The organism is Muricauda sp. SCSIO 64092, from assembly GCF_023016285.1.
Classification (GTDB): domain Bacteria; phylum Bacteroidota; class Bacteroidia; order Flavobacteriales; family Flavobacteriaceae; genus Croceivirga.
The window spans coordinates 1,303,165-1,318,364 of sequence record NZ_CP095413.1; the positions used below are offsets into that span (position 1 = coordinate 1,303,165).

Below are 15,200 nucleotides of genomic sequence, written 5' to 3' on the forward strand. Positions count from 1 at the left end.
CAAAGGAAGATGGAAAAGAAATACCAATCTGCCCAATTCTAGTATTGGGCGTGGTTTTTTTGTAATAATTCTGCCCGTTTGGAAAGATATGCCTTTGGAGAAAGGCCGGTAGATTGTTTAAAAGCGCGTTGAAAGGTGGACTGGGAATTAAAACCACATTCAAAAGCTATGCCGGAGAGTTTTAAATGCTTTTTTTCTGGAACGACCATCTGTTGTTTTACCTCTTCTACACGATAATGGTTAACAAAAGTGTTGAAACTCATATGGAAATAATGGTTGAGCACATGGGAAACCGTTCGCTGATCTGAACCGACATGCTTTACCAATCGATGCAGTTCAAGGTTGGGTTCAAGATAAAGTTTATCCTCGGTCATAGCGCTTTGGATAACCTTTATGAGCTTTTTGGATTCTTGTTCGGTAAGTCGAATGCTCTGAGTTTTACTTTCTTTGATGGATTGTCGCGAATGCAGAAATCCTTTTATACCAAGCACATAAATAAATATCGATAATGGGACATAAATGGGATAGTAGCCTAAGCTGTCCATCATTATGAACCGGGTAGTGGGAACTACGTAGGGCACCAAAAAAATCAACCATATCAATTGAAAAATAAGGAAGGAATTCAAAAACGCCTTGACCCACTTGGAATGGGGTTTAGGTTTATTTGGACTGGAAATCAGCTTCGAAAAAAACCGTTTGGCCAATAGCAAATAAACGGTGATGGAAAGCCATCTGGGTATGTCCGAGTAAGAATTGTATAAATCGATGTTATTGCCCCATTCCAAAAGATAATCCCTACTGAACGAATCCAATAAAAAACCGATGGTCAATACCCAGCCTGCAATTATTGGAACCAAATCTACTACCACAGGTAAGAAATGAAACCAATAATTTGGTTTCCAATGGGATGTACGTTGCAGCAAAAAACGGATGTAAAAATAAAGGAGCGGCCCAACCGCCATAATGAGAATTGTAGGAACTAGGCTTAGAACAAGCCCCATTTGCCAGTATGGGACCGTTTCGGTCAAGTAGATATTCAATGAAGCCAATGACATCAGGAGAAGCATAGTGGCCAAAAGCTTTTCAGCCATTTCTTTTTTGGGACCAAAGAACAACGTGAAACTAAAAATGAAGCCCTGGACAGCACCAAGCAGAATGATGGTATTTAGAAAATTGGTCAGCACACCGCCTATAATATGGTAAGACAGTACAAATTACAGATTATCCCCTTTATGATGTTAAAAATGCGTGTGGAAATAAAAAAGGTTTTTCAGTTAAAAAATCTAGGATAATATAATCAATCTTGAAAATGAGGGCCAAAGAGAACACATATGCCTTTGGTTGGGAATGTCCACCAATTTCCACCGAGGTATAGCAGTATTTAAAAATCCCTTTCCGATTTTGACCCTTAACCCGCTTATTTGAATATCTGCCGTACTTTTTGGTTGGCAATCCTTCCCTTAATTTTGTAAAAAATGCTTGCCGATGTTTTATTCCGGCGCAGCTATCGAAGTAAAATCATCACTAAAAACCATTTCATGATTTTGGTTTTGAAGTTCAACATTATCTATCATCCCAATCCCATTAAAAAAATAACTGATTTCCATAACCGGCCCAATAGTTTCTTTGTAGGAGGTTGAAAAAATGTGTTTCCCATTCAATTCCAAAACCACATTTTTATGATTGGTGTCAATCTTCACCTCGTTCCATTGGTACATATCGGCACCGAACATGGTCAGATCTTGGGTCTTCCCATTATGTTTCTTTTCCCCAACCGTAAGGTGAAGTTCGCTTTCACAGCCCCTATGTCCCAACATCACCCAATAATATCCTGTAGTACCCTGGATATGGACGTTGATCATTGGGCAATCCACTGCCTCCAGTGGCTCCATTTTAAATGAAGTGCTATAGGTCAAATTGTCTCCCTCCAAACCAAAATCCTTAACATGATAAAAGGCCAACTGGAATTTTTCATTCAAATTCACTCCCTTGGTTTCGAGCGGTTTTTCATCAAGGGCCAAATACTCTTCTTTAGCCCATAGTTCTTTGTCAAAAGTGATGATGTTCGACATGGGCTGACGGGCAGCAATGAACCAGTCATCATAGGTAATATGTACCGGAGTTTCTTGTACGACCCTATCATCCGCAACCAACTTAGCCGTAAAATATCCAGGAATATAATAGACATCCGTCCGCTCGGAGGTCCCTTGAAAGATTTCAACGCGACGCGATCTGTCCCAACTTTGTTGCAAAAAGAACCGCTTGGCATCTAATTCTTCAATATCATAGTTAAAAATCACAGTATTGGGCAATGTATTCGCTACTGACTTCTTATAGGACAAGTTTACATCCATAACCTCCTCCCTACTCTTTTTAAATCTTCTGTCCGTTCCGGAGAAAATCAATAGCAACGGAAGACCAAAAACCACCAATACCACAATTTTCTTGAAACGGCTTCTTGACCAGGTATTCTTTTTAGTGGAAACTTTAAATTCCGTATGACTTTTAAGTAGTCGGTTGGCTTTGAGTCTCTGCCAATCTTTACTAAAAGCAACCTGGGACAAAGCGTCAAGAGTGGATGTATGTGGCAATCGTTGGAGCTGATTGGCCCATATTCGTTTTAACGTGGACACACTTAACCGACATGCCCGTAAATTGATATCAAAATTCAAGAAAAACTTCTTCGTTGAACGGATGGGAAGTTGGTAGATTACACCGTGAAAAGTGATTGTCCAGGCCACAATTTTCCTTGTTCACTTAATCAAATAAGGCATGATGCCCTAGAAATAGGTATTGGAACAAAGCATGATTTAACCTTAAAACCTTTTGGGTTAACATCCAAAACATTGGGTTTGGTCTTTTAACATTCTTCAATGGATTTCCTTCTTTTTTTTAGAATCATTCTTAATTAGCCCTTTTTTTGCGGATTTCTCATTTTTAGGGGGCTTTAATGATAAATATCATATTTCATCATGCGTTACCTATATATTTTTACACGCAATTTTTAATGTTTTCCTAACATAACCAATATTTTAACAACCTTATTTAATAGTAAAACTATCAATCATATGAAAAATTTAATGCTTATTCGTTTGCTGATAGTGGTTGCATCGAGTCTACTATTTGTTCAATGCACCAGTGACCCCATTCCCGGACCACCGGGAGTCGATGGAATCGATGGAATTGACGGAGCTGACGGGGTTGATGGAATTGCCTCCTGCGTCACTTGCCATTCCAACGCTACCAGTGAAATTGTAGAAGGTTCCTTTGCCGTGTCCTCACATGGAGCCGGCTTTGTTTACACCTTTGCGGGCGCGAGGGAGGATTGTGCGGCATGCCACTCTACACTGGGCCATTTGGACTTTTTGGCCTTTGGCGAGGTGGATCCGAGCAGTTTGTCCAACAATTCACCCATTACCTGTGCTACCTGTCATGACAGCCACGACACCTTCGACTTTGAAAACGATGGAATTGATTATGCTTTAAGGAGCATAGAACCTGTTGCCCTGGAACTGGATCCAAACACAGTTATTGATTTTGGGGGTACCAGCAACAACTGCACCGTTTGCCACCAACCCAGGAACAGTTATGTAATCCCCGCTGAGGATGGAACGGGTAGATATGTTGTCGCCACTACTCGTTTTGGACCCCACCATGGGCCACAATCCACTATGTTGGAAGGTATCATGGGCGCCAATATAGCAGGCTCCGTAGGATATCCCGGAGTGGCTTCTGCGGTACATAGAACCGGAGCTTCCTGCGTCAGTTGCCATATGGGGGAATCTACCGATATCAATGAAGGCCTCCACTCTTGGAACGTTACTGAAGCCTCTTGTGTGGCTTGCCACACCAATGGCATACCTTCAGAACTGGCCGGATTTACGGAAGATATGGCCGTCCTAAAACAGTTGTTAGGTGAAGTTGTAGGTGAGGAATATGCCGAAGACACAGAAGGCAACCCTGTTTTTGATATGGATGGTAATCCTGTAGGAACGGGAGTACCTGTTGTTGGTCTTATAGTAGATGACTTTCCAAACCCGGGCGATACAGACCGATCCAATGAAGGTATTTTCACCACGGCAGAGGCTCAAGCCGCATGGAATTATATGACCCTTTTGGAAGATCAAAGTAACGGGACACACAATCCCGCGTATTCCAGGGCATTGCTGACGAATTCCATTGAAGCCCTACAGAGTCCATAAAACACGGGGATTCCCATTCCAAGGGGATGGAATCCATGCGCATTGTGACGTGCCTTGACATACATGGATTGCCCATAATAGGTAACCAGCGGAGGATTGGGGTTTCTTTCCCTGACATATTGGAGTACGATGATTTTATACGAATACAATGAAAAAACAACTTAAAACACTCTTAGTAGGCGGTCTTGGGTTATTGTGCTTTTCCTGTTACTACGATCAGGAGATAGAAGAAGAGATTCCGGACATTCCTGTAGATGTGCCCATTTCTTTTAGGGACGATATTCAACCCTTGTTCATGTTGGAAGGTAGGGACTGTACTACTTGTCATAACGGTACGGTTGCCAATCCCGATTTAACGGAGGGGAATTCCTATGATGCCATTATAGGAACCCTAGTTCCCGGGGACGCGGAAAACAGTGCTTTCTTTAATGCATTACCTGGAAACAACCACCCCGTGGGAGCTGGATTTTCCCTTACTGTAGAAGAAATTGCCCTGATAAAAGGTTGGATTGACCGTGGTGCTGAGAATAACTAATAAGACAATCGACTATGAAAAGTTCTAGAATACTATGTTTTGCCCTATTATTGTTCCACCTAGGTCTTTTTTCCCAAAAAAAAGCAAAGGACTCCATTGAGGACAAACCGGCACGCCCAGCATTTGAAAGCTCCTTTATTATTGATAATCCCAGCAATGTACTCTTTCGAAAAAATACGCTGGAGGTACAAATGTCCCATAGATTTGGCCTCATAAACGGCGGCACAAACGATATGTTGGGATTTTGGGGGCCCTCCAACATCCGTATGGGAATTACCTATGCGGTACATGATCGTGTAACCCTTGGTTTTGGAACCACAAAATTCGATCGTCTCCAGGACTTTAATTGGAAGTTAGGTCTCCTGAACCAAACCCGATCGGACAGGATACCGGTAAGCGTTTCCTACTATGGGAATTTTACCATTGATGCCAGAAGAAGGGAAAACTTCATTGTGGATCAACACAGGTACTCTTATTTCAATCAAATCATTATCGCACGTAGGTTCAACTCAAAACTATCCATGCAATTGACCTCCAGCCTCTCGCATTTTAACCTGGTACAGGATGGAATGAAGAACGACCTTTTTGCCGCCTCATTTGGCGGGCGCTACAAAATAAGTGATCAGACTTCAATTATGTGGGATTACAGCCAACCTTTTACCAGCAGTTGGAGAGAAGATCTTCGTTCGGAACCTACATTTAGTTTTGGTTTTGAAATCGCCACTTCTGCGCATGCCTTTACCCTGTTTATATCGAACGCCAATGGAATTGTGCCGCAACAGAACTACATGAAAAACACGAACGATTTCTGGGGTGGGGACATTCTGTTTGGATTCAATATTACGAGAAACTATAATTTTTAATCCTGGTCAATGGATAACACTTAAGTAAGGGTCTCCTCAAAAGGGTCAATTTATGAAAGACGACAAGACAACTCAAAACGGTACCAATAGACGCAAATTCCTGAAAATGGGGTTACTATCTGGGGCAACCACCGTGGCAGGGGCCAGTCTGCTGGCCAATTTGACATCTGAGGAAGAGCTAAAAGCATCTGGTGAGAAGATAAGGGTGCTCACCCCGGATGGAAAGATGGTGGAAGTGGACGCAGAGAGCATCAACAACTATCCCGAAGCGCATATTACCCCCGAGGAATCCAGAAAGGGCATCCCCGGTCGCAAGTTTGTAATGGTGATTGACCTGTCCAAATGCAAAAATGCACGGACCTGTGTGGAGAGTTGCCAGAAAGCACATCATCTGGACTACAATGAGGAGTACATGAAGATACTTTTGCTTCAAGATCATGAGGAAGCCGATCCCTACTGGTTTCCAAAACCTTGCTACCATTGTGATGAACCCCCTTGTGTCACCGTATGTCCCACTGGAGCTACGTTTAAGCGGGACGACGGTATTGTACTGATTGATAATGAGCGTTGTATTGGGTGTAAGTTTTGCGTCACCAGTTGCCCCTATTCCGTTCGCCAGTTCCATTGGAGCCACAAACCGAAGTTTGACAACACGGATTTGCCCTATTCTCCTGAAACCAGTGTTCCCGGGGAAGTGGGCACCGTGATGAAGTGTGATTTTTGTCCAGACATGATCCGGCAGGGGAAATTGCCGCATTGCGTAAGCTCCTGCCCAATGGGTGTCATTTATTTTGGGGACAAAAATGAGGATATGGTCACCAATGGGGAAGAGACCGTACGGTTCTCTGAATTGATCAACGATCGGGGCGGATACCGCTACCTGGAACATCTAGGTACCAAGCCCAATGTATACTATCTGCCCCCAGTTGATAGACAGTTTCCATTGGAACGTGGATTTGATGTGGACGAGGAGATTATTGAGCGCTACAAGGACGTGCCCTATGTGCAGGATATGAAAGAAAAAGGAAAGATTTAACGTAAAAATATGGACATCGCCATACGAAAAAAGGAATTGGTAAAGGAGTTCTCGCCAATGCTGCTAAAACCAAGCAAATGGTCCAAAATATGGATGGCCATTTTAGTGGTATTCATTCTATATGGGCTAGTGGCACTTGTGGTACAGTTGACCAAGGGACAAGTGGTTACCGGTATGCGGGATAATGTGGTCTGGGGCATTTATACCATTAACTTCATTTTTTTCCTATGTCTCAGTTATTCAGGGGCATTTGCTTCCGGGGTTTTGCATTTTTTCAATACCCCATGGAAAAATGCCGTCTCCAGGATAGTGGAAATCATTACCGTAGTATCCCTGATCGTTGGACCCATATTTATTATTTTGTGTATGGCCAGATTGGATAGGCTACACTATCTGTTCCTATACCCAAGGATCCAGTCCCCCATTACCTGGGACGTCATAGCCATTACTACGGATCTAATAGGGTGCCTTCTTTATCTATACCTCACCTTTATTCCAGATTTTGCTATCCTCAGGGACAATAGTGAAGGCTTGCCAAAATGGAGAAAAAAGCTTTATACCTCATTGGCCATTGGATACCAGGATACCCCTGCACAACGAAGAAGGCTGCACAAAATTACCAAGATCATGTCCGCCATGGTCATTGCCCTGGCCATTGTTACCTATTCGGTCTTGGCATGGATATTTAGCCTAACGCTACAACCTGGTTGGAACAGTACCATCTTTGCCCCGTATTTCATTGTGGCCGGCCTTTATTCCGGTGTAGGGGTCGTTATCATTGCCATGTATTTGATCCGTAAATACTTTAAGCTTGAACATTATATCCGAAAAGCCCATTTTTTGAGTGCGGGAGTAATCTTACTGATTACCGCATTACTGTACGGTTACTTTACCTTCAGTGAGTATTTTGCGCGATGGTTCAGCCATAAAACACACGATGCCAATCTGTTGGAAACGTTGTTCAACGACTACTTCTGGATGTTCATCCTTGCCAATTATATTGGCATATTGGTCCCTATTGCAATTGTGTTCTTTAAAAAACTCAGAACCATAAAGACCATCACTTTTGCAGCGGTCATCGCTGTAGTAGGATTGTGGTTCAATCGCTATTTGATCGTGGTACCCACTCAGGAAACACCCTATTTACCCATACAAGATACCCGGTCTGAATTTGTCCATTACTCCGCAACTTGGGTAGAATGGGCCTTAAGTTTCGCAGGGGTTGCGGCATTTGTCCTGTTCTTTATGCTTTTGATGCGATTGGTGCCCATTATTCCCATGTCCGGAATCATCGATTATGAAAAGAAAGGAAAGGTAAGACGTGATGGATTAACTCAACAACAGCAGCCATGAAGTTCAATTTATCCACATATATCATATCCTTTTTGCTATTCGGTCTGTTTGTGGCACCGAACACCATGGCACAGGAAATCAATCTGCGTGATTACCGGATTCGGTTCCGTTTTAAAACCATAAAACAACCCGATCAGTCGCGAATGTTGGAAGCCAGCTTTATAGCGGCAAACAAGAAAGATAGAAAGGACAGGCTGCCCGTATATGGTGCCGAGATAAGCTTTTTTAATGTGTTGGAAGAAGAAAAGGTAGCGCTGGGTACGGCCAAAACCTCCAAAGAAGGTATTGCCCATATCATACTACCAAAGGATCAGTCGTATTTGACGGACAAAGAAGGTAAGTTTACCTTAAAGGCTGTTTTTGCGGGTACCGACGAAATGAAAAGGCAAGAGCGGGAAATTAGCACAAAAGATGTTCAGCTATCAGTGGAATTGGCAGAAAAGGACAGTGTGCAGACCGTTCAGGTCAATGCACATACTTTGGATAGCCTGGGGGTTGAAATCCCATTGGAAGAAGCCGATGTGATTGTTTCCGTACAGGGAATGCTCTCCAGAATGGTTATGGATGAAGGCACCATTGAGGACGGAACGTATGAATTTAAGATGCCTGGCGACCTTCCAGGGGATGTGGACGGGAATATGACCGTATTCGCCATCATTGAAGACCACGATGATTATGGTGATGTGGTCCAGAAAAAAACGGTGGAATGGAAAGTTCCGAATAGTTCGAATCAGGAAGATGAAAACAGTTTGTGGTCCGAAGTGGCCCCCATTTGGATGTATGTAGTACTGACCATTTTATTGGTCGGTATTTGGGGCAATTTCGCATATACAATCACCAACCTGTTCAAAATAAAAAAAGAAGGGCAAAAGTTGAAAACGGAGCCCATGAAGTAAAGATATGGCCCATCAACAACTCGCGGGTCCGCCTATTGGCAAAGAGTTGGAATTAAAAAATAATACTATCAAAAATGAAAACAGTTAGATTATTGGCAATTATCGGATTGGTATCATTCCTATTCCATTCGTTCGCTTATGACGATTATCAAGAGGAGTGGGACATCCCTGAAGAGTACCTAAGCATGACAAATCCTACCGATCCCACAGTGGACCTGGATATTGGAAAATCCCTTTACAACAAACACTGTAAGTCCTGCCACGGCAAAGAAGGCTATGGAGATGGCCCAAAAGCCGATGAGGTGGAGGGATTTTTGGGAGATTTTTCCACAGCGGAATTTCATGCCCAATCAGATGGGGTCATTTTTTACAAGAGTTACATTGGTAGGGATGACATGCCAAATTATGAGAAAAAGATTCCCGATGAGGAAGATATGTGGTTGGTCATCAACTACATGAAGACCCTATTGGAGGAATAATGCAGATTTGACCCATCCCTTTGCCCAGATGGGCATTGGGTGAGTACCAAAAAGACCCAGAATGGGTATCGGCAAGGTCTGGATTGTAATAAAGTATTGATGTATTATGGATAAATCACTTCGTTATATCAGCATTTCGCACAAAACTGCTTCGGTGGCAGAACGGGAGGTCTTCCATATTCCAAAAGAGGAAAAGAAAGATTTGGTGGACCGTATCCTAAAAACCTTTCCTGATATTTCGGGATTATTGCTTTTGGTCACTTGTAATCGTACCGAGATATATTTTGAATCGGTGACCACCCCGGCCATGGCAATGCGCAATTTCCTGGTTAGGTCCAAAATTTCAAATGACCGCGCGAAGGCTTCACAATTGTTCAGGTGTGGCAATGCCACCAACAAAACGGTCAGGCACCTATTGGAGGTTTCTTCGGGACTTGCCTCATCGGTGTTGGGCGATGTGGAGATTGTGCATCAGATAAAAAAGGCCTATCATTTTTCGATGGAACTCAACCTTCAGGGTTCGCTATTGGAAAGGGCCATGCAAACCGTGTTCAAAAGCCATAAACGTATCAGTAATGAAACACTCTTTAGGGACGGGACCACGTCAATAGCCTATAAAGCACTCAAAGTCATAAACCACACGTTTGACAAGGCTTTTGCAAAAGAAAAGAAAGTACTTTTCATAGGAGCGGGGGACATTGTGGTGCAACTGTTCAAGTATAATTCCAAATTCAACTTTAAAAACATATACGTCAGTAATCGTACAGAAGCCAAAGCAATTGCTTTGGCAAAAAGACATCGTGCCAAAATATATGGTTGGGACAAGGTGTTAAAAAACGATTTTCAAGGTTTTGATGTTATTGTTGGTGCGGCCAGCAACTGCCATGACCTAGTGAAAAAAATACCTGTTGCGGCAACGAATCCAATACTTCTAATTGATTTGGCGGTACCGTGCAATATCAATAAGGACCTATCCCGCAACAAAAATGTTTTGCTCCATGATTTGGAGACCATTTCCATGGACCTGGAGGATACCAAGGAAAAAAGGATGGCCGCAATCGGAAAGGTGGGTGAAATCATTGCCGAAGAACTTTTAGCCTATAGCGAATGGCTTCAAAGGGCACCATTAAGGGCGTTTTTGGCAGAGTACAAGATTCTTGTCAATCAAAAGGTGATGGATTATTTTGAAGCTGGATCGGAAAACTATGATCCGTTGGTTGTCAAAACGGTTACCGATCGCATCATACGAAAAGTAAAGAAGCGAACGGACCCGTCAATCTCCTTTGAGGAAATGGATACGGTCATTGCGGAACAGGTGTCCTTTTTGTAACAATGTTCAGCTTATCCAACCAGGTTGGCCAGGCATACCGGAGCTTACCAAAAAAGAAGAAAACCATGATTTCAAAATTCAAATACGTATCGCTGATCTTAGGTGCTACCATAGTTATGACAGCTTGCAATGGTGGCCCAAAAGTTATTGAACCTACCACCAAAACAGCGGAATCTTCCAATTTGTCCACGGAACAGGGACATCATAATGATACTTTGTCCGAGACCAAACTACATGCCGTGGTGGTACAGGAGATGCTTCCCACAGCAAGATATGTATACCTCAAAGTGAAGGAAGGTCAGGAAGAGTTTTGGATTGCAGCGGAAAAAAGGGATGTCAAAAAAGGGGAAACCTATTTCTATAGGGGAGGATTGTTAAAAACGGATTTTGAAAGCAAGGAATACAATAGGATATTCAAAGAAATATATCTGGTCTCCAATTTAGTATCCGAAGAGCGCCATGCAACCTTGACCAAAGCTACGCCCAAAGGTAATTCCGTTAAGGAAAAAGTTATGGCAACGAAAGAGGACATTCCAACCCATACGAATAAGGAGATTACACATAAGGGACTTGTTACCATAGCCGAACTGGCAAAAGACCCTGGGAAATACGAGGGGCATTCCGTAGAAATAAGGGGTACCTGCGTAAAGATAAATCCCGGTATTTTGGGCCGTAACTGGCTACACTTACAAGATGGGAGCAAAGACGATTTTGATTTGGTCGTTACCTCCAACGCCTTGGTACCAAAAGGTGCGGAAGTCACCATTCAAGCCGTCGTGGCACTAAATAAGGACTTCGGTTCCGGGTACACCTACGAGCTGCTTCTTGAAAATGGAACCTTGGTAGAGTAACAGGTGATTCCCCCTGTATACTCCCTTATACGATTGGAGGTTCCCCATCAATAGCACTATCATCCTGGGAAGCGAAACAACTTCGTCCTTCCACGCAGTGCATGGGAGATACCAAGCCATTATCAGGGCCAACCCCTCCCGAAGAAGTAATGCACCAGCAAATGGTATTGGCATCATCCAATAAAAGCCATGGGTTTTCCCCGCCCTCCATCATACCATATGGATTTCTGGCCCTTAGGAACTTACAGATGTTTTTTTTATTCGGATTGCCATTTTCCATACCTAAGAAATTTCCATAATGGTTTGCTTGATTGTAGATATAAATAAGGGCACTTTATAATCATTTTTAGAAAGTGGGCGTGCCTTCGCCATAGCAGCTTCTGCTGCAGCCTTGGCATTTTCATCGGTAATGGTCTTATTCTCCATGGCCTGCTGGGCCTCAAGGGAGCGATAGGGCACGGGAGCTGCGGCCCCCAAAACGATATTGGCCGATTTACAGGTATTTCCCGAAACCTCCATAACCACCGCCACATCTGCCAATGACCAGTCGTACGATTCACGTGCCACCTGCTTAATGTATGCACTTTTGGTGTTCTTTGAGGGGGTTGGAAGAATGATTTCGGTAATAATCTCCTTTGGCTTCAGGATATTCTCCATAGCAATATCCTCGCCTGCGGAAACAAAGAAATCATCCATTTGGACGGTTTTCTGTTGTCCTTCCGCATTTACAATGACCACACTGGCATTAAAGGCCATAAGGGCAGTAGCTATGGAAGATGCATGGACACTAACGCAGGATCCGTTATCCAATATGGCGTGATTTTCGTTTTCCCCAGTTTTTGAATGGCGGGCAAAACACCGATCACCTCCCTTACGAAAGCAATCATGATCGGCAGAACGAAAATACCAGCAGCGATTACGTTGTGCGATATTTCCACCCAAAGTGGACATATTGCGCAATTGGGGAGTAGCGGCATGGTTTACGGCCAGATGCAGTGCCAGATACCTGGTTTTGATTTCTGGATGTGATGCGATTTCCCCTAAGGTTACGTTAGACCCCATACGCAATCCTTCTTTGCGGTCATAACTGATTTTATCAAGACCGGGAATATTCCGGATATTGACAATTTTTTGTGGTTTCAACAAGCCTTGCTTCACCCAATCGAATACATCAATGCCTCCGGATTTAAACACGGCAGCTTCATCGGTAGCTTCATAGAGCTCGTCAGATAAGGTCGAATTGACCTGCTGTAGGGCATCTTCGACGGACTTTGCTTCGTACCAACTAAATTTGTTCATGGTTTCGTATTTAAGAGACGTTACGTAATGCTTTAAGAATACTTGACGGTGTAATGGGTATTTCATAGAGCCTGACCCCAATCGCGTTGTAAACGGCATTGGCAATTGCCGCAGCCGTAGCAATATTTGCAGGCTCCCCTATACCATAGGCGTCAGTTGAGGAACGCCCGGAATACTCTTCCACAATAATGGTTTCTATCTCGGGAATTTCCATGGAAAAGGGCACCTTATACTGATCTATATTGGCATTCATCATATGGCCCGTGCCGTTATCCATAACCCTATTTTCATAAAGTGCATAGGATACCCCTTGGATAACACCACCATTGATCTGACTTTCCAATTGACCGATATTAAGTGGTCTGCCACAACTGTGCGCCGCCACAATACGATCTACTTTTACGAATCCTGTTTCCGTGTTAACACTGACTTCCGCAAATTGTACCGATCCCAAATCACCGTAAGCCAGACCCCAAGGTTGCTGAAAACCACCATAATCATTCGTCCGGCTGGCAATTTTGCTGATTTGACTGGTACCCATCAACTTAGTCGCTTCTTTAAACGACATTTTTAAGTCCGTATTCGTTTTATGGCCTACTTGACCATTCTCGACATACAATTCCGATGAATCCGTTTCCCATTTTTTGGCCACAAGTTTTAATAAGGCCATTTTAGCTTCAAAAGCTGCGTTACGCGTGGGCGGGGTAATGGAACCCGTGACCACACTTCCACCGGAACCTGGTCCTACCGGGAAAAACGTATCCCCAATATTCACCTTAATATCTTTTACCTGTAGGCCCAACTCTTCTGCAACCACTTGGGCAAGAATGGTTTTTGTTCCTGTTCCTATGTCCTGGACACTTGACCTTACCTCTACACCTCCGCCTTTATGAATTTTGATTTCGACGGAAGAATCCAAGGTCACAAAGCGTGGCCATGTAGATTGACCTACTCCAAGTCCCTTCTTCACCACACCTTTGCTGCTTCCCGGGGGCTGACGACGGGACCACCCAAAAAGTTCGGCTCCCCTCTGGCGTTCTACCTTTCTTACTTCACTGGTGTCAATACGATCTCTATAACGTAAAGGGTCTAAATTCAGTTTTTCGGCCATTTCATCAATAGCCTGTTCCAATCCAAAAGCACCTTGCACATTACCCGGTGCCCTCCAAGCCGCTCCAGGCCCTGCATTGGTCAAAACGTCATATTGTTCGGTCGCAAAATTTGGGCAAGGGTAAAGGATTTGGGCAATACGGCCTACCCCAGCTCCAAGCCCCACTCCCGCCGTTCCGTGGGAACGCTGTTGGATTCCTGTTAAGGTACCGTCTTTTTTGGCCCCTATTTTTAGGTATTGTATGGAATTGGGACGATTGCCCTCCGCCAGATGTTCTTCTTTTCTATCCAGCATCAACCAAACGGGCCGACTCGTTTTTTTGGCCAGATTTGCAGCCATAGGCCCAAAACTTCCTGCACTGTGCTTGGCACCAAATCCACCACCCATAAATTCACAGATGACCCGTACCTTACTTTTGGGCAAATTAAAAACGCTTGCCATTTCATTCCTGACCGCGGCCGTATTTTGAGTGGAGGCATAGACCGTCATAACATCGGCACCCCAATCTACCACAACCCCATGGGTCTCCAAAGGCATATGTGTATGTACCTGTGTGCGATACGTTCTTTCCACTATAACATCCGCCTCATTGAAACCTTCTTCAAGGTTCCCTCTGGGTCCACCAAAAAAACTACTGGTGGATGGTCCCCTAACATTACCTTCCCCTTTGCTGCCATCATGCGTTTCACCAACATCGCCACCATCCTGCTGTTGGGTAATGGGCGCATCAAATACAATGGGGGCATTGATTTCCATAGCGGATTCCATATCTATGACAAAAGGTTTTTTCTCATAGTTGACTTTGATCAATGAAACGGCCTCTTTCGCTATTTCCAGGCTTTCAGCGGCGACACCTCCCAGCGGTTGGCCAACGTATTTCACCATCGGATACGTATTGGTGCCACTTTCCTGGCCTTCCTTTGGGGTATTTTCTATAAGGTGGATGGCATGTACGCCCGGCAGGGTACGTGCTTTGGATACATCTATCGATGAAATGGTGGCATGCGGCACATTTGAACGCAACATCTTGGCGTAGAGCATACCTGGTAATTTGATGTCCGAGGTATAAATTGCCTTACCGGTCACTTTTTCCAGGGCATCAATTCTTTTGACCCTTTTCCCAATCACCTTCAATTCGTCATTGACAGGCCATACCGGCGGTTCTTCAATAGGTATTTCCCGCTCTATTTCGCCCAAATTATGTCCTGGAATACCGTATGGGAATTTTTCTTTTCTAGTATCCAT

At 43.8% G+C, this 15,200-nt stretch carries 14 protein-coding genes; 9 read left to right on the forward strand and 5 right to left on the reverse strand.

Translation table 11 applies throughout. The annotated features are described in order from the left end of the window. Window positions 1-38: 38 nt before the first annotated feature. Together L0P88_RS05525 and L0P88_RS05530 are read right to left on the reverse strand one after the other, a co-directional pair. Window positions 39-1,091, reverse strand: coding sequence for an AraC family transcriptional regulator (locus L0P88_RS05525; protein WP_247133618.1), 1,053 nt, complete (start codon window positions 1,089-1,091; stop codon window positions 39-41). A 399-nt stretch (window positions 1,092-1,490) separates the two neighbouring features. After that, entirely contained in the window at window positions 1,491-2,741 is a 1,251-nt protein-coding gene (locus tag L0P88_RS05530) for a hypothetical protein (RefSeq protein WP_247133619.1), read from the reverse strand. A 327-nt stretch (window positions 2,742-3,068) separates the two neighbouring features. Between L0P88_RS05530 and L0P88_RS05535 the strand changes: the two genes are divergently transcribed. The 9 genes from L0P88_RS05535 to L0P88_RS05575 all read left to right on the forward strand — a co-directional run bounded on the left by L0P88_RS05535 (window position 3,069) and on the right by L0P88_RS05575 (window position 11,545). Further along, window positions 3,069-4,202, forward strand: a complete 1,134-nt coding sequence (locus tag L0P88_RS05535) for a hypothetical protein (RefSeq protein WP_247133620.1) — start codon at window positions 3,069-3,071, stop codon at window positions 4,200-4,202. A 148-nt stretch (window positions 4,203-4,350) separates the two neighbouring features. Further along, complete coding sequence (locus L0P88_RS05540; protein WP_247133621.1) at window positions 4,351-4,737, forward strand: hypothetical protein; 387 nt, start codon at window positions 4,351-4,353, stop codon at window positions 4,735-4,737. Between the two features lie 14 nt (window positions 4,738-4,751). After that, window positions 4,752-5,600: a DUF5777 family beta-barrel protein gene (locus tag L0P88_RS05545; RefSeq protein WP_247133622.1), complete on the forward strand. Its 849-nt coding sequence runs from the start codon at window positions 4,752-4,754 to the stop codon at window positions 5,598-5,600. 52 nt (window positions 5,601-5,652) lie between these two features. Next, the gene (locus tag L0P88_RS05550; protein ID WP_158776789.1) at window positions 5,653-6,636 is read left to right on the forward strand and encodes a 4Fe-4S dicluster domain-containing protein; all 984 of its coding nucleotides are present in this window, start codon (window positions 5,653-5,655) and stop codon (window positions 6,634-6,636) included. Between the two features lie 9 nt (window positions 6,637-6,645). After that, complete coding sequence (gene nrfD, locus L0P88_RS05555; RefSeq protein ID WP_247133623.1) at window positions 6,646-7,989, forward strand: NrfD/PsrC family molybdoenzyme membrane anchor subunit; 1,344 nt, start codon at window positions 6,646-6,648, stop codon at window positions 7,987-7,989. After that, a complete protein-coding gene (locus L0P88_RS05560; protein WP_247133624.1) occupies window positions 7,986-8,885 on the forward strand; it encodes a hypothetical protein in 900 nt (299 codons plus the stop codon). Before nrfD ends, L0P88_RS05560 begins: the two co-directional genes overlap by 4 nt. A 74-nt stretch (window positions 8,886-8,959) precedes the next feature. After that, complete coding sequence (locus tag L0P88_RS05565) at window positions 8,960-9,364, forward strand: c-type cytochrome (protein WP_247133625.1); 405 nt, start codon at window positions 8,960-8,962, stop codon at window positions 9,362-9,364. A gap of 106 nt (window positions 9,365-9,470) precedes the next feature. Beyond that, complete coding sequence (locus tag L0P88_RS05570; protein ID WP_247133626.1) at window positions 9,471-10,694, forward strand: hypothetical protein; 1,224 nt, start codon at window positions 9,471-9,473, stop codon at window positions 10,692-10,694. Between the two features lie 65 nt (window positions 10,695-10,759). Next, window positions 10,760-11,545, forward strand: a complete 786-nt coding sequence (locus L0P88_RS05575) for a hypothetical protein (protein WP_247133628.1) — start codon at window positions 10,760-10,762, stop codon at window positions 11,543-11,545. A 25-nt stretch (window positions 11,546-11,570) separates the two neighbouring features. On the opposite strand, the gene L0P88_RS05580 is transcribed toward L0P88_RS05575, so the two are convergent. Genes L0P88_RS05580 through L0P88_RS05590 form a run of 3 tightly spaced genes read right to left on the reverse strand, consistent with a single transcriptional unit; the run spans window position 11,571 to window position 15,200 of the window. Further along, window positions 11,571-11,825, reverse strand: a complete 255-nt coding sequence (locus L0P88_RS05580; protein ID WP_247133629.1) for a hypothetical protein — start codon at window positions 11,823-11,825, stop codon at window positions 11,571-11,573. 2 nt (window positions 11,826-11,827) lie between these two features. Further along, entirely contained in the window at window positions 11,828-12,844 is a 1,017-nt protein-coding gene (locus L0P88_RS05585) for an FAD binding domain-containing protein (protein WP_247133630.1), read from the reverse strand. 10 nt (window positions 12,845-12,854) lie between these two features. Then, the gene (locus L0P88_RS05590) at window positions 12,855-15,200 is read right to left on the reverse strand and encodes a xanthine dehydrogenase family protein molybdopterin-binding subunit (RefSeq protein ID WP_247133631.1); all 2,346 of its coding nucleotides are present in this window, start codon (window positions 15,198-15,200) and stop codon (window positions 12,855-12,857) included.